The following is a 26,399-nucleotide window of genomic DNA, read 5'->3' as shown; positions in this document are numbered from 1 at the left end:
CAATTCATGGTTTTACGATGGTGCCGTCGCGAGAATTTGCGCGGCCACCTGTTTGACGTGTCTTTTCAGCAAGCCTTGGTCAGAAGCAATGATAAAGAAGGTAAATCCCAACGCCGTGAAAACATCAAGTTCCGCGGTGTCCGGCAGAAAAATGCCTAGGGGTTGACCGCAAGCTTGGGCTACTTGGCAGATGTGTTCGACCGCTTCCTGTACACGAGGATGAGTGATGCTATCAACGCCGTAAGATACGGCCAAATCAGCCCGTCCCACAAAAAGCGCGTCTATGCCGGGCGTCTGGGCAATCTCTCCGATATTTTCAACACTTGTTGCGGTTTCAATTTGGACAATAACGGTCGTCCGTTGATCGCTTTCGCTGATGTGTTTCGCGAGGGTTAACTCACCATACCCGCCGGCACGGGGTGAGTTGGAAAAACCTCTCGCCCCATTCGCTTCTCGATACCGGGCAGACCTCACAACGGCGGAGGCGATCTCCGCGTCGTCCACATGGGGAACTAACACGCCGCTGGCGCCGCAATCGAGGGCTTGAAGTATGTCTTCGGGCCGAGAGGATGCGGTACGTACCAAGGCTGGCAAGTGCCCCGCACGGGCAGCCAGGCAGCACGCATCAAGAGATTCTCTACCGAAGGGGGCGTGCTCAGCGTCAAGGACAACAAAGTCCAGCTCTGTGCCCGCAAGGACTTCCACGATCTGGTAATGCGTTGTCTTGACGAAGGTGCCCGCCAGTCTTTGGCCTTCCGAGATCGCATCGCGAAGACATGACGATGCGCGCCGGGAATGTATGGATCCTGTGCCGGTCATGTTTCGTATTCTGGACGTGCTGGCGTGAATACGTCCAGATTCAATACTGGCTCATCTCCTACTACGGTGGCGCAGTGAATGACATTGGGCGGCACAACGACAATACCACCTGGACCGAGCCGAATGACCTGATCGCCTAAGCGAAAATCGACTGAACCCTCGATGATGTAAGCAATTTGCTCGTTCTCGTGCGAATGAGGTAGTACCTCGTGGCCAGGCCAAAGTCGATGAAGCGCTATTGTGGCACCATCGCCCCCGAATGCTTTACGCTCAATGCCTTGGCGCACTGTTTTCCACTCAGTGTTCTCCCAATTGATCTGCTTGATGTTCATGGATCTGTTTCCTTTAATGTGGGCCGGATGAACCCGGCCTATCCTTAATTGTTGGCGATGTTGAGCGAGGTGATGGTCTTGGACCAAAGGTCGTAGTCCTGCTGCAGCATCTTGGCCAGTTCACCAGGCTTGATTGGCAAAGGAATCATCCCCATGCCTTTCAGGCGCTGCGCAACCTCCGGCAGGGCGACAATGCGGTTGATCTCGGCATTGATCGTCTCGACCAGCGCTGGATCCATTCCCTTGGGACCAAATACCCCATACCAGTTTGTCACCACGAAATCGGACGCCACTTCCGATGCGCTGGGTACACCTGGCACTAAGTCGCTGGGCGTCGCTTCGGTTACTGCGATCAATCGCACGTTCCCCGCCTCTGCGTGGCGCAAAAGAAGTGATGCGCCACCGGCGAACATGTCGACTTCCCCTTGCAGCAGCGCTGTTACGGCCGGCCCGCCTCCCTTGTAGGGAACATGAACCATCTCTAAGCCAGCTTTCTCTTCCAGCAGGGCCAGCGTCAGATGATTGTGTGTGCCGATTCCGCCGGAGGAGTAATTGACCTTGCCAGGGTTGGCGCGGACGTGCTTGATGAGCTCGTCGAAGTTTTGCGCCGGAAACGATGGCTTGACCGCGATAACGTTAATCGCCTGAGCCAGCATGGCCACTGGCACGAATTCCTTCATTGGGTCGAACGCCAAGGAGGTATACAGGCTGCCATTCATGGCATGCGTGGACATGGCTCCAATTTCAAGCGTGTATCCGTCCGGTTTTGACCTGGCCACTTTCGCGGCTCCAATGTTGCCTCCCGCTCCGGGCGTATTCTCGACGATAGTCGTGACGCCGGAGTCTTTGAAGTAATGCTGCGCGATCATGCGGCCCAGGATGTCTGTCGAACCGCCCGGTGCAAACGGAACTACGAGAGAAACAGTCTTCTTGGGATATTGCTCTTCGGCCTGAGTGACTGGACTCATAAGCAATGCTGCACTTGCCATGCAGCTGGCCAGGAAAGCTCTGCGACCGTGTGTCATGTTTTTCATTTATATACCTCTGCGTCTTCGCGTGAATTTGCCTGCATGAGGCAGGCGCCTTGTCTCCATGTGCGTTCGATTGTAGGTAAGCAGCCGGCTATACTTCAATGCGCGCGACGGCAGATTCCACATGCTGGAATATTGGGTCGAGCTATTCAAAACCGGCTGGGAGAAGAAATGACAGTCATCCGTTCCGTCCACAGAGCATTTCACGTGCTCCGAATCATGAACGAAAAGCCGGTATGGTCGTTGCAGGAACTCGGCGACCGCACAGGGCTGCCAAAGTCGACATTGCACAGGTCGCTGGCTGCGCTACGGGAAGAAGGGTATGTACGAAGTCATGAAGGGATGTACGGCTACTATCAGTTGACCGGTGCGGTAAACGAGCTCAGCCACGGCGTGGTGCAGCAAAGTCGACTGGTCGACGCTGCAGCACCCATCCTTATTGCGACTACCAAGCGAATTAAATGGCCTCTTTCGATCGGAGTGGTTGACGGCTGTGACCTGAGGGTGAACTTTTGCACGATGCCCTACAGCCCCTACGCGATTCGTCCCAGCAGCTACGGCCGCCGATATACGCTGTTTGAGTCTGCGTTGGGTCGCGCTTACTTCTCTTTTTGCGATGCTGGCGAGCGGCGCATCCTGTATGACCTGTACTGCCTGGGCCACCCGGATACCAGCCCTCCCAACTTCATCTCCATGCGCCGGATGGTCACGCAAACGCGCACCCAAGGCTATGGTCTTCGACGTGGCGATAAAGATTCGGACAGCAGCGCGCTTGCCGTGCCGATCATGGCCGGCGGGAATATTGTTGGGACCATGGCTTATTCCACGTTCTCACGCATGCTGGACAACGACCTGATCAAGAAGTTTTTGCCTGAGCTTAGAAAAACAGCCGATCAGATAGGTCAGGTGTGGGAACAGGAAACGGATCTTCTTTCCTGAGGCAATAGCTTCAAGCGCACGTCTTTAGTCTTGATTGCAAACACCGCTTTGGCAACGGATGCCATTGATGGCTAGGCGCCCTTCCCTTCATCACATTTCACTTTAAGTTCGACGGATGTTCAGTCCCGCCGACTTCGTGCTGACAGGCTATTCCATACCGTGGAATCTCCGCTCGCCATTATTGCTACTTGCATTGCTCATCCATAGACTGGCTGGCAGGGATCCAACGCGCGCGGCATGGCCCGGATGCAGAGCTTTCCGAGCCGACGATGTGCTGCGTTGATCGTGAACGGCTAACTAACGAAGGGTCATACCGATTGTGGTGCCGACTCAGATAAACAGGTTTAAGGGGACATTTGGTATGAAGAGATATTTTGTTTTGACGGCCTTGATGTGTGCCATGGCTCCAGCCATGGCGGCGGAATATCCCGCAAAGCCGATCAGGTTGATTAGCGGGTATGCGACGGGTGGTTCGGTGGATCTGGCCGCTCGCGTATTTGCCAAGCACCTGGGCGAAGAAATGAACCAAACAGTCGTAGTAGAGAACCGAAGCGGCGCATCCGGCTTGATTGCGGCCTCCGGTACGGCAAAGTCGGCGCCGGATGGCTATACGCTCTACTTCGCTGTGGGCGCAACCTTTACCGTCATGCCGACCATTAATCGGGATGCCGAGGTGAAGTCGCTGGAGGAGCTGGCGCCTATAGGCGGCATCGTCGATTACACCAATATCCTGCTTGTAAACGATACGGTGCCGGTCAGTAATCTGGAGGAGCTTATTACGTACTCCAAGACCAATCCCGAGGCTGTGACGTATGGCAGCTCCGGGATTGGTTCATCCAGCCACTTGTCGGGGGAATATTTCAGGCAGCTTACCGGCGCGCCTATGACACACGTTCCGTACAGGGGTGCTGCACCGGCGATGATGGACGTAATCGGCGGGCAAATCTCGATGTTCTTTGATGTCACGGCAACGGCGCAAGCTCATGTCAAAGGTGGCAAGGTCAAACCTCTGGCGGTTACGTCCAAGCATAGAAATGCCATGTTCCCTGATGTGCCCAGTGTCGCAGAACTTGGTTATCCGGATTACGAAGTAACAAGCTGGTTTGGACTCTTTGCGCCTAAAGCGATCCCTGCAAGTGTCTCCGAAACCCTGAGCAAAGCCCTGATCGCAGTGCGCAACAACGCGGACTTTCAGAAACAGATGAAGTTGTCCGGCTACGAGATGTTTACTGGCGGCGCTGAAGACGTCACTGCACGCATAGAGAAAGAGAAGAATCTATGGGAATCCGTGCTTTCGGCGGCTCAACGTTGATCCGCAGCAAATTTTTCAGGAGCTTTAGCTATGCCAATGATGAAGGCACACATTCAAAGTGGCCATACTCGAGAACAAAAAGCCGTGCTTATCGGTGCCTACACGGATGCGATCGCCAAGACGTTGGGCATGCCCTTGCCCACCATCCGCGTGATGCTCGAGGAGTTGCCGCCTGGGGCATCGGGAGTTGCCGGCGTGATCGACGCTCCACTCACCATTATTGAGGTATTCATGATGGAGGGGCGTACCGAGTTGCAAAAGGCGGACCTTATCGACGGCTTGACCAAAGCGACTGCGGAAAGCTTGGGTGTGTTCGGGGAAAGCGTCCGCGTGTTACTGCATGACATGCCAAAGATCAATGTTGGCATTGGCGGCAAGAGCGCAAAAGCGCTCGGCCGTTGATCCAAGATAATCCGCTCAGTTAATGCTGGCCCCGGACTTCTCCACCACCTCGGCCCAGCGCGGGATTTCCAGGGCCATCAAGTCGCGTAATCCCTCGGGCGTGCTGCCTACCAATTGCATCCCCATGGTCTTGCCCAACTGCTCCTGCACTTCTGGATCTTTTACGATCACGGCCAGCTCCTGGGCCAGACGATCCAGGATGGGCTTGGGCGTACCCTTGGGTGCATAAACGGCTTGCCAAGATGCCACATTGAAGCCGGCCACGCCGGCTTCTTCCATGGTGGGGGTCTTTGGCGACAGCGCGATACGATCCTTGGTGGTGACGGCAAGCAGCTTCAACTTGCCGGCCTGCAGCAGCGGCAGGGCCGCTGTCATTTGGTCGAACATGAACGTGACTTGGCCCGACGACACATCGACCATGGCCGGTGGCGTACCCTTGTACGGCACGTGGGTCAACGGCACGCCGATCGCGTTGGCGAACAGCTCGCCGGTCAGATGGGTAGAGGTACCCGCACCCGACGATGCGAAGGTGCGCTTGTCCGGACTGCGTTTCAGCAATTCGATCAGTTCCCCGACCGTATTCACGCCCAGGTTGGGATCCACCAGCAGCACATTGGGGAGATAGGCAATCAGCGATACAGGCTCGAAATCCTTGACGGGATCGTACTTGAGGTTCTTGTACAGGCTGGCATTGATGGCATGCGTGCTGATGGTGCCGCCAAACAGGGTGTAGCCGTCGGGTGCCGCACTGGCAACATAGCCGGCGCCGATGGCACCGGCCGCGCCGGGCTTGTTCTCCACGATTACATTCTGGTTCAGGCGTTCCGCCAGCTTCCTGGCCAGCATGCGCCCAACCACGTCAGTCGAACCGCCGACGGTGAAAGGAACCACATAGGAAATCGGCTTTGCCGCCGGCCAGTCGGCGGCCTGCGCGGGCACAGCCACGATGCCGAGCAAACTGCCGGCCAATAAGGTGTTGAGCACTATACGGCGTTGAGTCTTCATGGTTTTGTCTCTCCTTGATTGTATTTATCTTGCTGTATGTATGGCCAAGCTGGCTACCGGTCGGGTCCGGCGCCTACCCCGTTTACGATCCTCACCCATTCCGGCCGACACTCGAAAGCCCGGGCGGTGCAAGTCGATCAGCCGATAAATTGAAACACTAATATATTAGTATGTCAACGACAGTGGTCTTGAATAACTAGTCACATTGCAGTCCCCATGCTGTTCTAGTGGGGAATAGTCCGTAGAGAGCCAGCTCCCTAAGCTTGAGCCTGTAACGATCACTCGATCAGAAAGGCAGCGAAAGACCATGAGCAGCTCCCCCAGCGCCGGTTCCGGCAAAGCAACTTCCGTCCTCATTTCCAGCACCTTCGCCTTCACCGTTTGCTTTGCGGTGTGGATGATGTTTGCCGTACTCGGCATCCCAATCAAAGCGCAACTTGATTTGTCTGAAACCGAATTTGGTTTGCTGGCGGCCATGCCAGTGTTGACCGGCTCGCTGGTGCGGGTTCCGCTGGGAATCTGGACCGACCGCTACGGCGGGCGCATTGTGTTTTTCCTGACCATGCTGGTTGCCGTCGTGCCGATATGGCTGATGGCCTACGCCACCGCCTACTGGCATTTCCTCGTGCTGGCGCTTTTCGTAGGCTTGGTCGGCGGATCATTCTCGGTCGGGACGCCTTATGTGGCGCGCTGGTTTCCGCGCAATAAGCAAGGCTTTGCCATGGGCGTGTTCGGGGCCGGCAATTCGGGCTCGGCCATAACCAAGTTTGTTGCTCCGGCGCTGATTATCGCTGCGGGCGGCGCGTGGACGGTGGTTCCGAAAGTCTATGCAGTGGCCTTGTTGGTGACGGCCTTGTTGTTCTGGGTGTTCTCCGCGTCCGACCCGTCGCACAACACGGGCAAGAGCGTCGGGTTCAAGAAACAGATGAAGGTTCTCAAGGATCCACGGGTATGGCGCTATTGCCAGTATTACTCGGTCGTGTTCGGCGGCTATGTGGCCCTGGCGCTGTGGATGACCAAGTACTACATCGGCGAGTATGGCTTCGACATACAGGTCGCGGCATTCCTGGCCGCCTGCTTCTCGTTGCCTGGCGGTGTGTTGCGTGCCGCGGGTGGATGGCTCTCCGATCGCTATGGTGCGTACAAGACCACTTGGTGGGTGATGTGGGTGTGCTGGGTGGCATTTTTCATCCTCAGTTATCCCCAGACTGAGTTCACTATCCAGACCGCCAGCGGCCCGCAGACATTCCATATAGCGCTCAATTCAACCCTGTTCACCGTGCTGATGTTTGTGGTGGGCATCGCCACGGCGATCGGCAAAGCCTCGGTATTCAAGTTCATTTCCGACGATTTCGACGACAACATCGGCGCCGTCTCCGGCGTGGTCGGCCTGGCCGGCGGGCTGGGGGGCTTCGTACTGCCCATCATGTTTGGCTTCCTGCTGGATCTGACCGGGGTCCGTTCCAGTTGCTTCATGTTGCTGTACGGCACGGTTTGCGTGTCGTTGGTGTGGATGCACTTCAGTTTCCGTCCCGCCCAGCGCAAGCGCGCCGCCACTGCCGCAGTAGGCAGTGCCGCCTGATTTCACCGGTCGCTACATGGCGACCGGCCCTCGTATATTTTTCAGTGAGCGTAGACATGACCAGTCAAGTTTTGACCCGTTGGGAGCCCGAGAACGCGGCGTTCTGGAAGGACACCGGATCGCGGGTCGCGAACCGTAACCTCTGGATATCGATTCCCGCCTTGATGCTGGCGTTCAGCATCTGGATGTTATGGAGCGTCGTGGTGGTGAACCTGGATCGCGCAGGTTTCCAGTTCTCGAAAAACCAGTTGTTCTGGCTGACCGCCTTGCCGGCCTTGTCCGGCGCCACCTTGCGGATTTTTTATTCATTCCTCGTGCCGATTTTTGGCGGGCGCCGCTGGACAGCGATCTCTACGGCAACATTGCTGATACCCGCCCTGGGTATGGGCCTTGCATTGCGCGATCCCACCACCTCTTACCCCACGCTGTTGGCCTTGGCCCTGTTGTGCGGCCTGGGCGGCGGCAATTTCAGCTCGAGCATGGCGAACATCAGTTTCTTTTTTCCCAAGTCAAAGAAGGGCTTGGCGACCGGCTTGAATGCCGGCGTGGGCAACCTGGGAGTATCGGTCGTGCAATTCGTTGTGCCGCTGGTGATATCGATAGGCTTGTTTGGTGCCTTTGGGGGCGAGCCCCAGCAGTATATGGCTGACGGCGTGGAGCGCAATCTGTGGCTGCAGAACGCGGGCTTCATCTGGGTGCCGATAATCATCGTGGCATCGGTGGCGGCATGGTTCGGCATGAACGACATTGCGGATGCACGGGCTTCATTTGCTGATCAGGCGATCATTTTCAAGCGCAAACACAATTGGTTGATGTGCTGGCTGTATGTTGGCACGTTTGGTTCGTTTATTGGGTTCTCCGCCGGGTTCGCCATGTTGACCAAGACGCTGTTTCCCGAGGTGAACCCCATGACTTACGCCTTTCTCGGGCCCCTGGTCGGTTCGCTGACGCGGCCATTCGGTGGTTGGGTGTCCGACAAGCTGGGCGGCGCACGGGTCACGCTATACACCTTTATCGGCATGATTGCCGCCGTCCTTGGTGTCTTGGCGTTTATTCCCGCAGAGGGTCAGGTGGGCAGTTTCACCGGCTTCCTGGGCTTGTTCATTGTGCTGTTCGCGCTGACAGGTATAGGCAATGGCTCTACATTCCGCATGATCCCCGTCATCTTCCTGACAGAGCGCCAGCGTAAGGCCGCGGGCAAGGGCGTGAAGGCGGAGCGGCAAGCCGTGGTCGACGCCAGCAAAGAGTCCGCCGCCGTGCTCGGGTTCTCCGGCGCGATCGGGGCCTATGGCGGTTTCTTCGTTCCCCGTAGCTTCGGTACGTCTATCGAGCTGACAGGCGGTGCGTCTGCCGCGCTGCTGTTCTTTATTGTGTTCTACATGAGCTGCGTGGGCATTACCTGGTGGTTCTACGCCCGCAAAAATGCCGCGATGCCATGTTGAGCCCACGGTGAAGAACTAGTCCATCCGAACTAGATCGACTACTACCACTGCCGTCGCCTTCTTCTCATAGAGATGAATAGCCGGTATCGCAGTCGGTCTTTAAAGTACTTGTATACACAAACGCCACAGCGCCGAGCTCTTCGGCAGTATGGAGAAATGAATGAGCCACTTCCTCGACCGACTGAAATTCATGTCGCGCGTCGTATCCACCTTTTCTGAAGGACATGGTGAAGTTGTCAACGAAGACCGCCAATGGGAAAACGCCTACCGCAGCCGTTGGCAGCATGACAAGGTGGTGCGTTCGACGCACGGCGTGAACTGCACCGGGTCCTGTTCCTGGAAGATCTACGTCAAGAATGGCCTTATCACCTGGGAAACGCAGCAAACCGACTACCCGCGCACCCGGCCCGATCTTCCCAATCACGAGCCTCGCGGCTGCCCGCGCGGTGCTTCGTATAGCTGGTACGTGTATTCGGCGCAGCGCGTCAAGTACCCGATGATGCGAGGGCGTCTCATGAAAATGTGGCGCGAGGCCCGTAAAACCATGGACCCCATCAGCGCCTGGGAATCAATCAGCCAGGATCCGGCGAAGGCGCGCCACTACAAATCGGTGCGCGGCCTGGGCGGCTTCGTGCGTGCCGACTGGGACACGTCGATGGAGATCATCGCCGCTGCCAATGCCTACACCATCGGCAAGTTCGGCCCCGACCGTGTCATAGGCTTTTCCCCCATTCCGGCCATGAGCATGGTCAGTTATGCCGCCGGCTCGCGCTACCTTAGCCTGATCGGCGGCGTGTGCCTGAGCTTCTACGATTGGTATTGCGACCTGCCGCCGGCCAGCCCGCAGGTGTGGGGTGAGCAGACCGACGTTGCCGAGTCGGCTGACTGGTACAACTCGACCTATCTGATGGTTTGGGGCTCGAACGTGCCCCAAACGCGCACGCCGGATGCGCATTTTTACACCGAGGTTCGCTACAAGGGCACAAAGACCGTTGCCGTATCCAGCGATTTCGGCGAAATGGTCAAGTTTGGCGATATCTGGCTGGCTCCCAAGCAGGGCACGGACGCCGCGTTGGCAATGGCGATGGGCCATGTCATCCTCAAGGAATTCCACCTGTCGGGCAAGTCGGATTACTTCCGCGATTACGCCCGGCAGTACACGGACATGCCGCTGCTGGTCATGCTCAAGGAGCGCGACGGCAAGCTGGTGCCGGATCATTTCCTGCGGGCTTCGAACCTGGATAACGCGCTGGGCCAGGACAACAACCCCGAATGGAAAACACTGCTGATCGACGAGCTTACGGGCGAACTGGTCGTCCCTAACGGTTCCATCGGCTTGCGTTGGGGCGAAGAGAGTGCCGAGTCGGGTGGCAAGGCAGGGCGCTGGAATCTTGAGCTCAAGGATGCGGCCAACGGCCAAGCGATCGTGCCGCGGCTTAGCCTCGCGAACGCTTACGATGCCGTCGCTGACGTCGCCTTTCCCTATTTTGGCGGCGAGCACGACGATGTCCTGCTTCGTCGTGTTCCAGTCAGGAAGCTGTCGCTGGCCGATGGCGCCACCGCCCTTGTCGCCACGGTCTATGACCTCCAGATGGCGAACTATGGGGTGGATGCCGGCTTGGGCGGCCCCAATGTGGCTGCCGATTACGATGACGACGTACCTTATACGCCCGCCTGGCAGGAAAAGCACACCACTGTGCCGCGTGAGCGGGTCATTCAGGTGGCGCGTGAATTTGCGCAGAACGCCCACGACACGCATGGAAAGTCCATGGTCATTGTGGGGGCCGGCCTGAATCACTGGTATCACATGGACATGGCGTATCGCGGCATTATCAATATGCTGGTCATGTGCGGTTGCGTGGGCCAAAGCGGCGGTGGCTGGGCGCATTATGTGGGCCAGGAAAAACTGCGTCCCCAAACAGGCTGGGCGCCCCTGGCATTTGGGCTGGACTGGTCGCGTCCGCCCCGTCAAATGAACGGTACCTCGTTTTTCTACGCACACAGCAATCAATGGCGGCATGAGCAGTTGGCAGTCAATGAGGTCCTGGCGCCAACCGGCAACCATGCCAGCTATGAAAAGCTCAGCCTGATCGACCTGAATGCAAAATCGGAACGCATGGGCTGGCTGCCCTCGGCGCCGCAGCTTGAAACCAACCCGCTGGACATAGTCGCGCAGGCGGAAGCGCAAGGCGTCGATCCGATCACCTACACCGTGGACGGCCTGAAAAGCGGCAAGCTCAACATGAGCTGCGATGATCCCGATAATCCGGCCAACTTTCCTCGCAATCTATTCGTATGGCGATCCAACTTGCTGGGCTCCAGCGGCAAGGGACACGAATACCTGCTGAAGTATCTGCTGGGTACTCAAAATGCCGTGTTCAGCGATGAAAACGACGCCATCAAGCCGTCCGAGGTCCGGTTCCGGAAAGAGGCCGGCGAAGGCAAGCTCGATCTGCTGACGGTCCTGGATTTCCGCATGAGCACCACCTGCCTGTATGGCGACATTGTGTTGCCCACGGCAACCTGGTATGAAAAGGACGACTTGAATACGTCCGACATGCATCCTTTCATACACCCGCTCAGCGAGGCGGTGCAGCCCTTGTGGGAAAGCAAGACCGACTGGGAAATCTACAAGCTCCTGGCACAGAAGTTCAGTGAAATTGGCGGCCCTCATTTGGGCGTGCGCAAAGATATCGTCCTTACTCCGCTCATGCACGACACGCCCGGCGAACTCGGCCAGCCGTTTGAACCGAAAGACTGGAAGCATGGCGAATGTGAACTGATTCCCGGCAAGACCGCGCCGTCCATGACGGTGGTCCAGCGCGACTATCGCGATATTTACCGCAAGTTCACCTCGGTCGGCCCCTTGCTCGACAAGCTGGGTAACGGGGGCAAAGGCATCAATTGGAATACCGAGCACGAGGTGAAGGAACTGGGCGGCATCAATAAGCGGGTGCTCGAACCCGGTGTCAGTCAAGGCCGCCCACGGCTGGACACCGCCATTGATGCGGCGGAAATGATATTGACCTTCGCTCCAGAAACCAATGGCCACGTGTCGCTCAAGGCGTGGCGGGCGCTATCTAAAATTACCGGGCGCGATCATGATCATCTGGCCCTGGGCCGCGAGCACGACAAGATCCGTTTCCGCGATATTCAGGCGCAGCCGCGCAAGATTATTTCTTCGCCGACCTGGTCCGGCGTGGAAAGCGAAGAGGTCAGCTATAACGCCGGGTACACCAATGTGCATGAACTGATTCCATGGCGCACCCTTACCGGCCGCCAGCAGTTCTACCAGGACCACCGCTGGATGCTCGATTTTGGCGAGGGCTTTTGTGTCTACAAGCCGGCGGTGGACACCAAGACGGTAAAGCCCATGCTGAACCGCTACTCCAATGGTGAACACGAACTGGTCCTCAACTGGATTACGCCGCACCAGAAATGGGGCATACACAGCACCTATTCCGACAATCTTCGCATGCTGACGCTCAGCCGCGGCGGGCCGCATGTGTGGATCTCCGAGACCGAAGCTAAACAGGCGGGGCTGGTCGACAACGACTGGGTGGAAGTCTTCAACATCAATGGCGTGGTGACGGCCCGGTTGGTGGTCAGCCAGCGGGTGCCGGTGGGCATGTGCCTGATGTACCACGCCCAGGAAAAGATCGTGAACGTGCCTGGCGCACAAACCAGCGGCAAACGCGGCGGCATCCATAACTCGGTGACCCGGGCGGTGCTCAAGCCGACCCACATGATAGGCGGGTATGCCCAGCAGGCCTACGGCTTTAACTACTACGGCACGGTGGGCAGTAATCGCGACGAATTCGTGGTGCTGCGAAAAATGACGAAAATCGACTGGCTGGAAGGCCCGCTCGAACAGGAAGCGACGAACGAAGGAGCCGTAAAATGAGAATCCGTGCGCAAATCGGCATGGTGCTGAACCTGGATAAATGCATAGGCTGCCATACCTGTTCGGTTACCTGCAAGAATGTCTGGACCAGCCGCGACGGCGTTGAATACGCCTGGTTCAATAATGTAGAAACAAAGCCCGGCATCGGCTACCCGAAAGAATGGGAAAACCAGGCGAAGTGGAATGGTGGCTGGACGCGCACCAGCGCGGGCAAGCTGCAGCCCCGCCAGGGCGGCAAACTGCGCATATTGGCCAATCTGTTTGCCAATCCCAATCTGCCGCAAATCGACGACTACTACGAACCGTTCACCTACGATTACGAACACCTGCAGAATGCGCCGCTAAGCCAGACGCCTCCCACCGCGCGTCCGATCTCTGTGCTGACCGGCAAGAAGATGGAGAAAATAGAGTGGGGTCCCAACTGGGAGGACGACCTGGGCGGCGAATTCAGCGCGCGCAGCAAGGACGCCCTGTTTGAAGGCGTGCAGAAGGAAATGTATTCCACCTTCGAGAACACCTTCATGATGTACCTGCCCCGGTTGTGCGAGCACTGCCTGAACCCGACTTGCGTGGCCAGTTGCCCTTCGGGTTCCATCTACAAGCGCGAAGACGACGGCATCGTCCTGGTGGATCAGGACAAATGCCGGGGCTGGCGCATGTGTATTTCCGGATGCCCGTACAAGAAGATCTATTACAACTGGGAAAGCGGCAAGGCCGAAAAATGCACCTTCTGTTATCCGCGTATCGAGGCCGGCCAGCCTACGGTATGTTCCGAAACCTGCGTGGGCCGTATCCGCTACCTGGGCGTCATGCTGTACGACGCCGACCAGATCGAGCGTGCGGCGTCCACACCCAACGAGCAGGACTTGTACGAAGAGCAGTTAAGCGTCTTTCTCGACCCGCACTCGCCCGAAGTGATCGCCGAAGCGCGAAAGCAGGGCATTCCTGAAACCTGGCTGGCCGCCGCGCGTAAATCACCGGTCTACAAGATGGCGTGCGAATGGAAGGTGGCATTTCCGCTGCACCCTGAATACCGCACCTTGCCCATGGTTTGGTATATCCCGCCGCTATCGCCTATACAGTCGGCAGCTGAAGCAGGCCGTATGCCGCACACCACGTTTGGCACCAACGGCGTGATTCCCGATGTGGAAAGCCTGCGCATACCCGTGCGCTACTTGGCCAACTTGCTGACCGCGGGCAAGGAGGCGCCTGTGGTGCATGCCCTCAAGCGCATGCTGGCCATGCGGGCCTATAAGCGGTCCGAGACGGTGCACGGTGAAACCGACACCGCGGTGCTGGAATCGGTCGGGCTTGATGCCGCAACCGTCGAAGATATGTACCAGATCATGGCTATCGCGAACTACGAAGACCGGTTCGTGGTCCCTTCCAGCCACAAGGAAATGGTGGAAGACAGCTTCAATGAAAAGGGCAGCTGCGGTTTCACCTTCGGCAATGGATGCTCCGGCGGCGTGTCCGAGACCGGCCTTTTTGGCCGGAAGCCCGAAGGTAGCAAGATCTTTATTGAAATGCCCAAGTCGCGCAAGAAACCGACTGTGGTCGCCAGGTAAATCAGGAGTTGATGATGCGTCTTTACCGGATACTTTCCGCACTGCTGGATTACCCCCAGCAGGATATGGTCGATGCCTTGCCGGAAATCGAGCAAGCGCTGGCCGCTTGGCCCGAAGCGGCCCGGTCGCTTGAACCCCTGACCGAATTTCTGGGTGCCGGCGATCTTATCGCCGCCCAGGAAAACTATGTGGCCACCTTTGATCGCAATCCCGCTCACTCCCTGCATTTGTTCGAGCACGTGCATGGCGAAAGCCGTGATCGCGGGCAGGCAATGGTTGACCTTCTGGATGAATATCGCCGTGGCGGCTTCGAACCCAAGGAGGCGGAACTGCCCGATCACGTGCCGCTATTCCTGGAGTACTTGAGCTTGCTCGAGACAGACGCCGCCGAGGCGTTGCTGGACGAAGCCATTCATGTGCTGGCAGCGATCGGCGACCGGCTGGGACGCAACGACAGTCCGTATGCAGCGGTTTTCGTGGTGTTGCGCAGCTTGACCAGTGTCGAGCCGCGAGCGCAGGCCGAACCGCCGGTGCGCGATATGGACGAAGCCATGGAGACCTTCGGCGTTGGCACCGATGGGGTCGAGCCTTTACTACGGAAGCCGGCCATGGGCGAGCACACCCTGCGATTTTATCCCCGCGCCGCAGCCGGCTGATCATCAAGGAAAGCAATATGAACACGCTTCATCAATTCATTTTTGGTATTTATCCATACATAGCCCTGTCGATATTCCTGCTGGGCAGCTTGCTGAGATTTGAACGAGAGCAATACACCTGGAAAAGCGACAGCTCGCAATTGCTGTATCGCGGCAATCTGCGTTTGGGGAACATTCTTTTCCACATCGGCATCATTGGCCTGTTCTTCGGACACCTGGTTGGCCTGCTGACACCGGGAATCGTCTGGGACACACTGGGTGTTTCACACAGCCTCAAGCAGGCTGTCGCGATGGCGGCGGGTGGCGTCATGGGCGCGGTGTGCCTGGCCGGCTTGCTGATCTTGCTGCATCGGCGCCTGATCGACCCGCGTATTGCCGCGCGTACCGGCACCGGCGACAAAATCCTGTTGGCCTGGATACTGGCCACCTTGCTGCTGGGCTTGTCAACGATCGCCGTATCGGCTGGCCACATGGACGGGGGCATGATGGTGCAACTCATGAACTGGGCCCAGCATATTGTCACCTTCCGTGGCGATGCCGCCGGCTATGTGGCAGATGCCCCGGTCCTGTTCAAGGCGCATCTGTTCATGGGTATCACGCTGTTCCTGATCTTTCCATTCACCCGCCTGGTGCACGTCTGGAGCGGCTTTGCCTCGGTAGGCTACCTGGGCCGCGCCTGGCAGCTCGTGCGTTCCCGCTAGCCTTTTCTTGCACTGTATTGTTGTGGGGTCCAGCATGGCTGTAATAGTGAATGATGTTGAATTGACGGATGCCGAGATGGCAGAGGAATTACCATTGCATGCAGAGGCCGAGAACCCGGTCCAGCGCGCGATGACCGCCCTGGTGTTGCGCCGGATCTTACTCGACGAGGCGGCCAGGCTGGAAATTATCGGCCCCGACCACGAGGCGACGATAGAGGCCTTGCTTGAAAAAGAAGTACAGGTGCCAACGCCCGACGATCAGACCTGCCGGCGTTACTACGAGCAGCATCAGGACCGATTCACGGTGGGCCAGCTACTGGAGGCGGATCACATCCTGTTCCAGGTAACGCCGCACGTCGACCTGGTTGCGCTACGCAGCCTGGCGCAAGACACCCTGACGACGCTCATGGCCGATCCTTCCACCTTCGCCGAACAGGCGCGTACCTTGTCCAATTGTCCGTCCGGCGCTGTCGGCGGCAGTCTTGGCCAAGTGGCGCGTGGCGATACGGCGCCCGAATTCGAGCGCGCCATATTCGCCATGCAAGCGCCAGGGCTGCTGCCACGCCTGCTCGAAACCCGTTATGGCCTGCATATCGTCAAGGTGAATCGCCGTATCGAGGGCCGGCTGCAACCCTACGTAGCGGTGGCGGCAAGCATTGCCCATGCCTTGGCGGCGGCCAGCCGCGATACGGCCTGGAAGCAATATATAAAGCTGCTGGTGGGTCGTGCCCGCATCGAAGGCATAGAGATGGAAGGCACCGATAGTCTTCTGGTGCAATGAGTAACCGTATATGCACGATATTGAGCGCTTTATCGATGGCTTCAAGAAATTCCAGGCACGCTACTTTCATCAGCAGCCATCCTTGTACAAGGTACTTCGCGACGGGCAGCAGCCCCGGACCTTGCTGATCGGCTGCTGCGATTCCCGTGTGGATCCCGCCTTGCTGCTGGGCTGCGACCCCGGCGATATTTTCACCGTGCGCAACGTTGCCAACCTTGTGCCGCCTTATGGCGGTGGAGCGGCGCATCAAGGCGTGCTGGCCGCCATACAATTTGCGGTGGAACAATTGCAGGTCGGCCGCATCATTGTGCTTGGACATAGCCAGTGCGGCGGTATTCGGGCGCTGGTCGAACAGGAATTTTCGACTGATGACGAGGCGGGGGTGATAGGGCGCTGGTTAAGTATTGCCGCACCGGCGCGCGCAGGTCATGCAGCAGTTGCCGCTAGCGGATATCCGCCAGCAAAGGCGCGCCTGCGAACTGGCGTCCATTCTTGTATCGCTGAAGAACCTCGAAAGCTTTTCCTGTGTGCGCCAGCGCCTGGACCACATGGCGATTTCATTGCACGGCTGGTATTTCGACATGGACGCGGGGACGCTGCTGGCTTATTCATCGCGCGCGGATGCCTTTCTGCCGCTGGTATGTCCCTTTATCTCCGAGCTGAAGGGGCATAGGGTTGCCTGAGCACTGGACAGTGCTTTAATACCGCTGTTATGAACGAGACCATACCGCTATCCGAACGGCCAGCAGTGCGCGACCGGCTCTCCACCCGTATCATCGCCAGCTCGGTGGTGGCGCTGGTCGTCGTGCTGTCCATGATAGTGTGGACGCTATGGCTGTCCTGGCAACTGGAAGGCGCCGGCGGCGCCATCAACGATGCGGGCAGCCTGCGCATGCGGGCCAATCTGGTTGCCGTGGAACTGGCCAAGATGCACGTTCTGCCCGGTGGGGTGCACGCCCAGCGCGCACGCGATCAAATCACTATTCAGGACGGTATCCTGGCGCAACTGGCGCGCGGAAATCCGGCACGGCCATTATTCCTTCCGGCTGATCCAGCGGTGCTTGCACAAATGGATGAGGTGCTGCGTATCTGGCGCCAGGACATGACGCCGACGGCCCTGAAAGCCATCGAGGGCGCCGGCAGCGATGCCTATCTACGGGTGCTGCCGGAGTTTGTGTTCCAGGCCGATAAGCTGGTGCGTATGATAGAGGCCGATAGCTCCAGCAAGACATCGTTGCTGCGTTTATCGCAGAGCGTACTTATCGTGATCGCCTGCATCGGTACGCTGACCATGATCTACCTGTTGTACCTGTGGATCATCTTTCCGGTGCTGCGTCTTGGCGAGGGCCTGCGTCGCATGGCAGCTCGCGAGTTCCGCGTGAGGCTGCCCGTCGATACTCACGACGAGTTTGGCGCGCTGGCGACAGGATTCAACAAGATGGCTGATGAACTCGAGGGCTTGTACGGCGATCTTGAAGCACGGGTCGTGGAGAAAACGGCGCAGCTTGCGGCACAGAACCGGGAGCTGGGGGCCCTCTACGACATGGCGGCATTCTTGAACCAGCCTAACGAGATCGAAGAAATGTGCCGCGGATTTCTTGACCGGGTCATGCGGCAGTTCAATGCAGGCGGGGGAACCATTCGCACACTGGATCCTACGGGCGAGAACCTGAATATGGTGGTGTCGCGCGGCCTGTCGGATGCCCATGGCCGTGCTGAGCATTGCATGAAGGCTGACGGCTGTTTTTGTGGCGCCGCCACGCGCAGTGGCGGGCTGTTTATTCAGGATGTGCACAACATCCCGGTTCCGGACCAATTCCAGTGCTCCGAAGAAGGGTTTCGCGGCTTGGCGGTATTTCGCATTCAGGCCCAAAAAGAAGTGCTGGGTTCCTATTCTTTGCACTTTGTCCATAAGCTGGCGTTCAGCGCCGACGAGCGGCATTTGTTGGAAACACTTGGGCAGCACCTTGGCGTCGCCCTGGAGAACCGCCGTTTAAGCGCGCAGGCGCGTCAATTGGCCATGGTGCAAGAGCGCAGCTTGATGGCTCAGGGCCTGCATGACAGCATCGCCCAAAGCCTGAATTTCCTGAACCTGCAGCTGCAGCTGCTTGATCAGGCGGCTGCGCGCAGCGATCTGGCCGAGATCAATGGGCTGGTGCCGCTGTTGCGCGCCGGCGTAGACGAGAGCTATCAGGATGTGCGCGAGTTGTTGGGCAACTTCCGCAGCCGCCTGGGGCAGGGCGATTTACTGAGCGCGGTCGAAGCCACGGTTTCACGCTTCAGGCGCCAAAGCGGCATTGAAATGATGTTGATAACGGATGGCCTGGCCGGCGCGCCGCTGCCGCCCGAGCAGCAGTTGCAGGTGCTGTTCATTTTGCAGGAGGCACTGTCCAATGTGCGCAAGCACTCACACGCCAGCAGGGTGGAGATAAAGATCGAGAACCGGCATGATTTCCGGCTGTATGTATCCGACGATGGGGTGGGCTACGATCCGGAAGAGGTGGCCAGCCGCACAGATGAACACTTCGGACGGCGCATCATGCACGAGCGTGCGCAACGCATGCAGGCATCCCTGGAGTTGCAGGCCAGGCCTGGTGGCGGCGCTTCTGTTACTCTTTTGTTACCAGCGAGTGCGCGGCAGGCAGCGTGACCGGACGATCATTTCCTCTTTCTAGCGACCAATCCCATGGCTATTCGCATCCTCCTCATTGACGATCACAGCCTGTTCCGTTCGGGCGTACGCTTGCTGTTGCAACGCCAGCCTGATTTCGACATGGTCGGTGAAGCCGCGGACGGGCTGGAGGGCATCAAGCGCGCCAAGGCCCTCATGCCAGACGTGATCCTGCTCGATCTCAATATGCCGGGGTTGTCGGGTCTGGAAACCTTACAACTCCTGGTGCAGGATGTGCCTGATTGCGCCGTGCTGATCCTGACGGTTTCCGAAGAGGCCGAAGAACTTGGTCAGGCGCTGCGCGATGGCGCCGCCGGCTATTTGCTGAAGAATATTGATGCCGATGCACTCACGGCGGCGATACGTCGGGTGGCCGCTGGAGAGGCGGTCATCACTGAAAGCATGACCGCCAAGCTGGTGGCCCAGTTTCGCTCGCATACGCCGTCAGATTCGTCCGCCGACGCGGAGCGTGCCCGGCTGACGGCTCGCGAGCGCGAGATTGTCCAATGCCTGGCCAGGGGCGAAAGCAACAAGGTCATTGCGCGCAATTTGAACGTTGCTGAAAGCACGGTCAAGATACACATACAGAATATCCTGAAGAAGCTGAACCTTTCCAGCCGGGTGCAGGTGGCCGTTTATGCGGTCGGACATGGGTTGCGCGGTGAAGCCCCATTGCCTGGCGCGGGGGCCGACAAGTAAGTTTCAGCTTTTGCACTCATCCAGTCACAGCAATCACAACCGCGGACTCGTCCAAAGCCGCCATGGCAGGGCTGCCACGCTTCAGGCCATGTTTTGGCGCGGCGAAGCCGACCAGCTGCAGCCCGGATGGCAGCACGATCCCGATTTCGGAACCCGTCGATGTGGAGGAAGTCCGAGCTACGGTTCCGTGCAGCAGGTTCAAACCGTCTTGCTTGACTATCGTCGTTGCGATGTGAACGGCAGTTGCTTTCATTAGCGCCAGCACGCTCTGCCCGGGCAGCAAGCCCAGGAGGTCGATGCTTTCGCGCGTGATCCTGGAGAAAATGGACTGGCCATCGCCAAGCTCCAACTCTACCTGGATTGACGGGGCGTTCTTGCGTATGGCCTTGATGATGCAGGGCAGCTGGTTACGCATGCTGGTGCGCAGTCCAAGAGAGGCAATTGCAGACATGGGCGTCTCGTCGACGGAATCGCTGCCCAGCCTGGCCAGGACCTCACCCCTTGCGGCATCCAGAAGTTCAGAGGCATGCAATAAGCGCTGTCCCGCCTTGGTGAGCTGCGCGCCGCCTCCGCCGCTGCCGCCAACCACTTTTTCAACCAGCGGAGCACCGGCCAGATTAGTCAGTGTCTCGATCGCTTGCCATGCGGCTTTGTAGCTGACACCCGCGCCGCGAGCTGCTTCGGAAATCGAGCCGGCCTCACCGATGCGTCGCAGAATGTCGATTCTCTTGTCCGCGACCTCGCTACCCAGGGCTTGTGCAAAATGGACAGGTTTACTTTTCATGCATTGATTTTTTCAAACATAGATCTGGGGCCCACGTTCGCTATTCTATAAACGAATAGCGCATGATATATTCGCTATTCGTTTATAGAATAGCGGAGCTGAAATGGCAACAAGATTCTTGATAGTGGCGGTCACGTTAGCATTCAGCGCGTCGATCCAGGCAGCGGAAGTAAGCGTTGCGGTAGCTGCCAATTTCACGGCTCCCATGAAGGAGATTTCAGCACAGTTTGAGAAGGATACGGGCCACAAGGCCGCACTTTCATTTGGCGCAACGGGCAAGTTTTACGCCCAGATCAAGAATGGCGCGCCATTTCAGGTATTGTTGGCCGCCGATGCGGCGACACCAGCCAAACTGGAGAATGAAGGTTTGGGCGTAGCTGGAACACGGTTCACCTATGCGATCGGGAAACTGGCTCTCTGGAGCAAGCAGCCGGGTGTGGTCGATGCCAAGGGCCAGGTCCTGCACACCGAAAAATTCGACCGCCTCGCATTGGCCGATCCCAAGCTTGCGCCGTATGGCGCGGCCGCCATTGAAACGCTCAACAAACTCGGGCTGATCGAAGCGCTGACGCCCAAGATCGTGACAGGCGAGAACATCGCCCAGACCTACCAGTTCGTGGCGACAGAAAATGCGCAACTCGGATTCGTCGCACTATCCCAGGTATTCGCCGATGGCAAGGTTACCGAGGGTTCCGCATGGATTGTGCCCGCCGAAATGCATGCGCCCATCCGGCAGGATGCCGTCCTCCTGACCGGCGGCAACGGCAACCCGGCGGCGAAGGCGCTTATGGACTTCCTGCGCGGCGAAAAGGCAGCAGGCATCATCCGCTCTTTCGGCTATGAGCGTTGACATGGATTTCCCTCTCGACGAACAAACCTGGGGCGCCATTACGTTGACCATAGAGCTGGCCACGCTCACGACAGTTTTGCTGTTGATCATTGCGACGCCCCTGGCGTGGTGGCTATCGCAGACTCGATCACGCTGGCGTGCTCCCATCGGCGCGTTGGTGACACTGCCATTGGTGTTGCCCCCTACGGTACTCGGTTTCTATTTGCTGGTGGCAATGGGGCCGAATGGTCCGCTGGGTCAACTCACTCTGGCGATGGGGCTGGGCTTGTGGTCATTCACCTTCACAGGCTTACTGATCGGCTCCATATTTTTCTCGTTGCCCTTCGCGGTGCAGCCGATCCAGCACGCTTTCGAGTCGATCGGGCGCCGGCCCATGGAGGTCGCCGCGACCTTGCGCGCGCGTCCGATCGTTGCGTTCTTCACCATCGCGTTGCCGTTGGCGCGTCCCGGCCTGATTACCGCCGCTATCCTGAGCTTTGCTCATACGGTGGGGGAGTTTGGCGTGGTGCTGATGATAGGGGGGAATATTCCGGGCAAGACAAGGGTCGTGTCCACTGAAATTTATAGCCATGTTGAGGCGATGGAGTATGTGCAGGCGCACTGGCTGGCCGGCGGCATGGTGATTTTCTCGTTTTTCGTGCTTCTTAGCCTTTCGCTTCTTAAACGCCGGGTTGGCAGGGTCATGCCATGAGCGCACACTCGAACCATATCGCGCTGCAAGTGTCCAGGATCGGCTTTACCTTGTCCGTGGATATTTCTTTTCCTGACCAGGGCATAACCATGCTGTCCGGGCCGTCAGGCTCCGGCAAAACCACGGTGCTGCGCTGTGTTGCGGGCCTGGAGCGAGCCGGCCATGGCGTCGTGCGTATTGCAGGAGAGACCTGGCAGGATAGCGATGGTGCGATCTTCAAGCCCACTTGGCAGAGACCTCTTGGATATGTCTTCCAGGAGGCAAGCCTTTTCGAACACTTGAATGTAAAGGAAAACCTGGAGTACGGGCTGAAACGTATCAAGAACCCTGATGCCAGGAAAAGCCTGGAGGATTCAATCGATCTGCTGGGGATTCGTGCACTGATGACGCGCCGGCCCGAAGTACTGTCCGGAGGCGAGCGCCAGCGCGTTGCGATCGCTCGCGCGCTGGCCACCCAGCCCCGCCTGCTTCTGCTGGATGAGCCGTTGTCCGCACTGGATGTTGCCCGGCGCCAGGAGGTTTTGCCCTGGTTGGAGAGAATTCGGGATGAACTGGGTACACCCATGCTTTACGTCACGCATTCGGCGGATGAAATCGTACGTCTTGCCGATCACCTTGTGCTCATGGATCATGGGAAGGTCAGCATGGCGGGAGAAACGGCGGCAGTATTGGCCTCGGCGAATAGTCCCATCACCATGGGCGACGATGTGAGCGTATTGCTGAATGCCCGTATCACCGAACGCGACGAGCGCTGGAATCTACTCTGTGTGACATTCGACGGCGGAAGGCTTTGGGCCGGCGATAACGGTTTGCCGCTGAATACCAGCGTCAGGGTACGCGTGCTTGCCAGGGATGTCAGCCTGACTACCGATGAACCGCAGCGCAGCAGCATACAGAACCACTTGCACGGTATTGTCGAGTGTGTCGTCCAGGACAGCCATCCCTCTCAAAACATCGTCAGGATCAAGTGCGGAAACGCGATCATCCTGGCGAGGGTCACCAGGAAGGCGGTGGACGGGCTTGGTGTGCAGTCGGGAGCGCCAATATGGGTCCAGGTCAAGGCTGTTGCGGTCGTTGCCTGAAGCATCCTATTAAGCGTCACACACATCGTATAATATGACCAGAGTAGTCAGATTAGGGGGGTGCCGTCATGCAGAGCTGGCAAATACAGGAAGCGAAAGCAAAAATGTCCGAGGTGATCAAGCGGGCCCAAGGGCAGCCGCAAGAGATTACCTCGCATGGTAAGTCAGTGGCGGTCGTTATTTCCCGTGCGACATTTGATCGCTTGACTCAGATGGATGGCTCGCTTGTCGACTTCATGCGCCGCTCGCCCATGCATGGGATGGACGATTTGGAGTTTGAGCGTGACAAGAGCCTCACGCGCGAGGTGGAGCTTTGAGCTATCTCGTAGACACCAATGTGCTCTCCGAACTTAAACGTAAGGCGCCAAACCCGGACGTACTCGCATGGTTTACAGCCAGGCCAGCGTCGACGCTGTATCTTAGTGCCCTGACGTTCGGTGAGATCCGGAAAGGGATTGAAGGCGTTTCTCATATCGAGCGGCGTCAGCTGCTGGTGGATTGGCTCGAGACTGAACTCACGGCCTTCTTCATTGGGCGCGTTCTACCTGTGAATATTGCCGTGGCTGATCGGTGGGGTCGGATGGTGGCAGCGGCAGGGCGCCCATTGCCCGCCATTGACAGCCTGCTGGCGGCCACCGCGCTGGAACATGACCTGGTGCTTGTTACGCGCAACATCAAGGATTTCGATGGCCTGGGTCTTACGCTTATCAATCCTTGGTTGCCACGTTAAAAGGCCGGGCACCATGGGGGCCCGGCCTTTCAGCTGTAACGTTCCTGCAACCTTGTTGAATTACTCGGTCGTTTTTCCGTCGAAGTGTTCGTCCGACGCATCGGCTTGCGCCTTGGTGGCATGGACAACGCCATCGCGGTGTTCGGGCGGCCCGTAGATTGTGTAGAGTTTAAGTGGCTGGTCGCCGTTGTTGACCACGTTATGACGCGCACCGGCCGGCACGATGACCGCGTCGTCGTCCTTGATGGCGCGGCTTTGGCCGTCGATGATGACTTCGCCGCTGCCTTCTTCGACCCTGAAGAACTGATCGTGGTCTTCGTGAACTTCCGCGCCTATTTCTTCACCCGGCTTAAGGGTCATGAGCACTAGCTGCATGTACTGGCCTGTGTACAGCACCTTTCGAAAATTGTCGTTATCCGTTGTGAGCTTTTCGATGTTGTCTACAAATCCTTTCACGGCGGTGCTCCAAAAGTAATTACTAGAGCCCGATGATATAGAAGGCTGACGTGCCACGTCAACGTGCCACTGTAGCCAGTTGTGTCGGGAGCGCTCTGGTGTCCAGATTGTCTGTGCGATCGACAGCATGGCTGGAGATGCATGAGGATCAAGAGGCGTATGATTGTTGGATCTGTCCCATCGCATCCAGGAGGCGACGCCATGTCAGATCCGCTACTTCCCGACAGTCCGTTGGAGGTCGTTGTCGTTCCTCGCAGCCACGACCTGGGGGATAATTTTGAAGTCAGGCGCGCGCTGCCATCCCGGGAGCGACGCATGGTCGGACCCTTTGTCTTCCTCGACCAGATGGGGCCTCACGTTTTCTCGCCACGGCGAGGGCTTGACGTCAGGCCGCATCCTCATATCGGCCTGGCCACCGTCACGTACTTGTTTGATGGCGAGATCATGCATCGCGACAGCCTGGGCACCGTGCAAGCCATACGGCCGGGCGAGGTCAACTGGATGACGGCGGGCCGCGGCATCGTCCACTCTGAACGTACCTCACATGAGCTGCGCCAGGAAGAGTCGTCGTTGTTCGGATTGCAGTGCTGGGTGGCTTTGCCGGAAGCGCACGAAGAAAAAGAGCCGGACTTCCTGCATGCCGGCAAGGACGAGCTGCCGATGGAAGAGGGCGACGGCGTATCGGCACGCATTATCGCTGGAAGTTTTTTCGGACGCGGTTCGCCGGTGCCGACCTTATCGGACCTCTTTCAGGTCGACGTCTGTATGGCGCCGGGCGCCAAGCTGGATGTTCCCGCTGACTACCCCGAGCAGGCTATCTATGTGGTGCAAGGCACGCTCGACCTGGGCAAGGACGGGCTTTTTGAATCCGGCCGCTTGCTGGTATTGAAGCCGGGCGCTGGCGTTACGCTCAGTGCCTGGGGCGCTGAGCCTGCAAGGTTTATGCTGTTGGGCGGCGAACCGATGGACGGGCCGCGCTACATTACCTGGAATTTTGTCTCCAGCTCGGCGGACCGTATCGAGCAGGCAAAAGAAGACTGGATCGCCCAGCGCTTTGATAAGGTACCCGGCGAAACCGAATTCATTCCCTTGCCCGATCTTCCGGGCAAGCCTGTTCGTTACCCCTAGCCTGCGACCGTCAGGGGCCCTTCACTTGCTATGGGTCCAATACTGATGAAGTTTCTGGGCCAGGCCATCGAGCATGAACCCCAGCGCACCGATCAGCACGATCACTGCCATCAATTCCGAATACGCCAGGCGGTCGCGGGTGTCCAGGATGAAATAGCCTAAACCTGAACTGACACCCAGCATTTCGCACGGTACCAGCACGATCCAGATGATGCCTATGGCAAGGCGTACCCCCGTCAGGATATGGCCCAGTACGCCGGGCAGCACTATCTTGAACAGGACTTCCCGGCGCGTCGCGCTAAGGCTTTTCGCCAGCATCAGCCATTTGGGATCCAATTGGCGCACGCCGGCTGCGGTATTCAGGATAATCGGCCAGACCGCGGCGAAGGTAAGCAGGAAATAGATCGGTGCATCGCCGATGCCAAATACCATGACGGCAATAGGCATCCATGACAGCGGTGAAATCATGCGCAGAAACTGGAATGCGCTGCCTGTGCAGTTCTCCAGCGCGCGCGAGGTTCCGATGGCAAGTCCTATGGGTACACCCAGCATCAGTGCCAGGCCCAGGCCGATAAGCACGCGCTTCATGCTGGTCAGCGTGTGCAGGGTCAACTGGTTCTGCACCAACAGCTCGTACAAGCTTTTGAACGTTTCGCCCGGGCTAAGCAGGCCGGCCAGCGCGATGCTCCCTTGAAGCCAGTGCGTTCCGAACGCCCATAGCGCAATGACCGCCAGCAGGCCTCCCAGGCCTAGAACGGCTCGTGTACTCAGTGGCGTCTGTTTCAGTGCTTTCATGATTGGGCTTTTTGAAATGGGCCCGGCTCGCGGGCCTGT

The 26,399-nt window shown here is 58.1% G+C and carries 25 protein-coding genes and 1 pseudogene; 19 read left to right on the top strand and 7 right to left on the bottom strand.

Annotation, left to right across the window (positions count from 1 at the left end; all coding sequences use genetic code 11):
* Positions 1–12: 12 nt before the first annotated feature.
* Genes CR159_RS07255 through CR159_RS07245 form a run of 3 tightly spaced genes read right to left on the bottom strand, consistent with a single transcriptional unit; the run spans position 13 to position 2,119 of the window.
* Positions 13–819: an HpcH/HpaI aldolase family protein gene (locus CR159_RS07255; RefSeq protein ID WP_102073326.1), complete on the bottom strand. Its 807-nt coding sequence runs from the start codon at positions 817–819 to the stop codon at positions 13–15.
* Positions 816–1,151, bottom strand: a complete 336-nt coding sequence (locus tag CR159_RS07250) for a cupin domain-containing protein (protein ID WP_102073325.1) — start codon at positions 1,149–1,151, stop codon at positions 816–818. The genes CR159_RS07255 and CR159_RS07250 overlap by 4 nt, the downstream gene beginning before the upstream one ends.
* A gap of 44 nt (positions 1,152–1,195) precedes the next feature.
* On the bottom strand, positions 1,196–2,119 hold the full coding sequence (locus CR159_RS07245; RefSeq protein WP_233208208.1) for a Bug family tripartite tricarboxylate transporter substrate binding protein: 924 nt from the start codon (positions 2,117–2,119) through the stop codon (positions 1,196–1,198).
* Between the two features lie 234 nt (positions 2,120–2,353).
* On the opposite strand from CR159_RS07245, the gene CR159_RS07240 reads away from it, so the two are divergent.
* The 3 genes from CR159_RS07240 (at position 2,354) to CR159_RS07230 (ending at position 4,835) form a co-directional block, all read left to right on the top strand.
* Positions 2,354–3,121 carry a helix-turn-helix domain-containing protein gene (locus CR159_RS07240; RefSeq protein ID WP_102073324.1) on the top strand — a complete coding sequence of 256 codons (768 nt, stop codon included), beginning with the start codon at positions 2,354–2,356 and terminating at the stop codon, positions 3,119–3,121.
* A gap of 361 nt (positions 3,122–3,482) precedes the next feature.
* The gene (locus CR159_RS07235; RefSeq protein WP_102073323.1) at positions 3,483–4,433 is read left to right on the top strand and encodes a Bug family tripartite tricarboxylate transporter substrate binding protein; all 951 of its coding nucleotides are present in this window, start codon (positions 3,483–3,485) and stop codon (positions 4,431–4,433) included.
* 30 nt (positions 4,434–4,463) lie between these two features.
* Positions 4,464–4,835 carry a tautomerase family protein gene (locus CR159_RS07230; RefSeq protein WP_102073322.1) on the top strand — a complete coding sequence of 124 codons (372 nt, stop codon included), beginning with the start codon at positions 4,464–4,466 and terminating at the stop codon, positions 4,833–4,835.
* Between the two features lie 15 nt (positions 4,836–4,850).
* Here CR159_RS07230 and CR159_RS07225 read toward each other — a convergent pair whose 3' ends face one another.
* A complete protein-coding gene (locus CR159_RS07225) occupies positions 4,851–5,840 on the bottom strand; it encodes a Bug family tripartite tricarboxylate transporter substrate binding protein (protein WP_102073321.1) in 990 nt (329 codons plus the stop codon).
* A gap of 307 nt (positions 5,841–6,147) precedes the next feature.
* On the opposite strand from CR159_RS07225, the gene CR159_RS07220 reads away from it, so the two are divergent.
* The 10 genes and pseudogenes from CR159_RS07220 (at position 6,148) to CR159_RS07175 (ending at position 19,844) form a co-directional block, all read left to right on the top strand.
* A complete protein-coding gene (locus tag CR159_RS07220; protein WP_102073320.1) occupies positions 6,148–7,422 on the top strand; it encodes an MFS transporter in 1,275 nt (424 codons plus the stop codon).
* A gap of 56 nt (positions 7,423–7,478) precedes the next feature.
* Positions 7,479–8,864, top strand: a complete 1,386-nt coding sequence (locus CR159_RS07215) for a NarK family nitrate/nitrite MFS transporter (RefSeq protein WP_102073319.1) — start codon at positions 7,479–7,481, stop codon at positions 8,862–8,864.
* A gap of 160 nt (positions 8,865–9,024) precedes the next feature.
* The gene (locus CR159_RS07210; RefSeq protein ID WP_102073318.1) at positions 9,025–12,768 is read left to right on the top strand and encodes a nitrate reductase subunit alpha; all 3,744 of its coding nucleotides are present in this window, start codon (positions 9,025–9,027) and stop codon (positions 12,766–12,768) included.
* Positions 12,765–14,336, top strand: a complete 1,572-nt coding sequence (gene narH, locus CR159_RS07205; RefSeq protein WP_102073317.1) for a nitrate reductase subunit beta — start codon at positions 12,765–12,767, stop codon at positions 14,334–14,336. Before CR159_RS07210 ends, narH begins: the two co-directional genes overlap by 4 nt.
* A gap of 14 nt (positions 14,337–14,350) precedes the next feature.
* Positions 14,351–14,992 carry a nitrate reductase molybdenum cofactor assembly chaperone gene (gene narJ / locus CR159_RS07200; RefSeq protein WP_102073316.1) on the top strand — a complete coding sequence of 214 codons (642 nt, stop codon included), beginning with the start codon at positions 14,351–14,353 and terminating at the stop codon, positions 14,990–14,992.
* Between the two features lie 17 nt (positions 14,993–15,009).
* A complete protein-coding gene (gene narI, locus CR159_RS07195; protein WP_102073315.1) occupies positions 15,010–15,693 on the top strand; it encodes a respiratory nitrate reductase subunit gamma in 684 nt (227 codons plus the stop codon).
* A 34-nt stretch (positions 15,694–15,727) separates the two neighbouring features.
* Positions 15,728–16,474 carry a peptidylprolyl isomerase gene (locus tag CR159_RS07190; protein ID WP_102073314.1) on the top strand — a complete coding sequence of 249 codons (747 nt, stop codon included), beginning with the start codon at positions 15,728–15,730 and terminating at the stop codon, positions 16,472–16,474.
* Positions 16,475–16,484: 10 nt separating this feature from the next.
* A pseudogene (locus tag CR159_RS07185) lies at positions 16,485–17,157 on the top strand (carbonic anhydrase).
* A 29-nt stretch (positions 17,158–17,186) separates the two neighbouring features.
* Entirely contained in the window at positions 17,187–19,124 is a 1,938-nt protein-coding gene (locus CR159_RS07180; protein WP_102073313.1) for a type IV pili methyl-accepting chemotaxis transducer N-terminal domain-containing protein, read from the top strand.
* Between the two features lie 36 nt (positions 19,125–19,160).
* Positions 19,161–19,844 (top strand): response regulator, encoded by a 684-nt coding sequence (locus CR159_RS07175; protein ID WP_102073312.1) that lies wholly within the window; start codon positions 19,161–19,163, stop codon positions 19,842–19,844.
* Positions 19,845–19,860: 16 nt separating this feature from the next.
* On the opposite strand, the gene CR159_RS07170 is transcribed toward CR159_RS07175, so the two are convergent.
* Positions 19,861–20,628 (bottom strand): TOBE domain-containing protein, encoded by a 768-nt coding sequence (locus tag CR159_RS07170; RefSeq protein ID WP_102073311.1) that lies wholly within the window; start codon positions 20,626–20,628, stop codon positions 19,861–19,863.
* Between the two features lie 103 nt (positions 20,629–20,731).
* On the opposite strand from CR159_RS07170, the gene modA reads away from it, so the two are divergent.
* The 5 genes from modA (at position 20,732) to CR159_RS07145 (ending at position 23,981) form a co-directional block, all read left to right on the top strand.
* Positions 20,732–21,478, top strand: coding sequence for a molybdate ABC transporter substrate-binding protein (gene modA / locus CR159_RS07165; RefSeq protein ID WP_102073310.1), 747 nt, complete (start codon positions 20,732–20,734; stop codon positions 21,476–21,478).
* 1 nt (position 21,479) lies between these two features.
* Positions 21,480–22,169: a molybdate ABC transporter permease subunit gene (modB, locus tag CR159_RS07160; protein ID WP_102073375.1), complete on the top strand. Its 690-nt coding sequence runs from the start codon at positions 21,480–21,482 to the stop codon at positions 22,167–22,169.
* Positions 22,166–23,251, top strand: coding sequence for a molybdenum ABC transporter ATP-binding protein (modC, locus tag CR159_RS07155; protein WP_102073309.1), 1,086 nt, complete (start codon positions 22,166–22,168; stop codon positions 23,249–23,251). The genes modB and modC overlap by 4 nt, the downstream gene beginning before the upstream one ends.
* A 68-nt stretch (positions 23,252–23,319) precedes the next feature.
* A complete protein-coding gene (locus CR159_RS07150) occupies positions 23,320–23,568 on the top strand; it encodes a type II toxin-antitoxin system Phd/YefM family antitoxin (RefSeq protein ID WP_102073308.1) in 249 nt (82 codons plus the stop codon).
* On the top strand, positions 23,565–23,981 hold the full coding sequence (locus CR159_RS07145; protein WP_102073307.1) for a type II toxin-antitoxin system VapC family toxin: 417 nt from the start codon (positions 23,565–23,567) through the stop codon (positions 23,979–23,981). The genes CR159_RS07150 and CR159_RS07145 overlap by 4 nt, the downstream gene beginning before the upstream one ends.
* 60 nt (positions 23,982–24,041) lie before the next feature.
* Here CR159_RS07145 and CR159_RS07140 read toward each other — a convergent pair whose 3' ends face one another.
* Positions 24,042–24,437: a cupin domain-containing protein gene (locus CR159_RS07140; RefSeq protein WP_102073306.1), complete on the bottom strand. Its 396-nt coding sequence runs from the start codon at positions 24,435–24,437 to the stop codon at positions 24,042–24,044.
* A 201-nt stretch (positions 24,438–24,638) separates the two neighbouring features.
* Here CR159_RS07140 and CR159_RS07135 point away from each other — a divergent pair, with 201 nt between their 5' ends.
* The gene (locus CR159_RS07135) at positions 24,639–25,565 is read left to right on the top strand and encodes a pirin family protein (protein WP_102073305.1); all 927 of its coding nucleotides are present in this window, start codon (positions 24,639–24,641) and stop codon (positions 25,563–25,565) included.
* 21 nt (positions 25,566–25,586) lie between these two features.
* Here CR159_RS07135 and CR159_RS07130 read toward each other — a convergent pair whose 3' ends face one another.
* Positions 25,587–26,360 carry an ABC transporter permease gene (locus CR159_RS07130; protein WP_102073304.1) on the bottom strand — a complete coding sequence of 258 codons (774 nt, stop codon included), beginning with the start codon at positions 26,358–26,360 and terminating at the stop codon, positions 25,587–25,589.
* Between the last annotated feature and the right edge of the window lie 39 nt (positions 26,361–26,399).

This window comes from Pollutimonas subterranea, assembly GCF_002849655.1.
Lineage (GTDB): Bacteria > Pseudomonadota > Gammaproteobacteria > Burkholderiales > Burkholderiaceae_B > Pollutimonas > Pollutimonas subterranea.
This window is presented reverse-complemented; position numbering and strand designations above follow the sequence as displayed.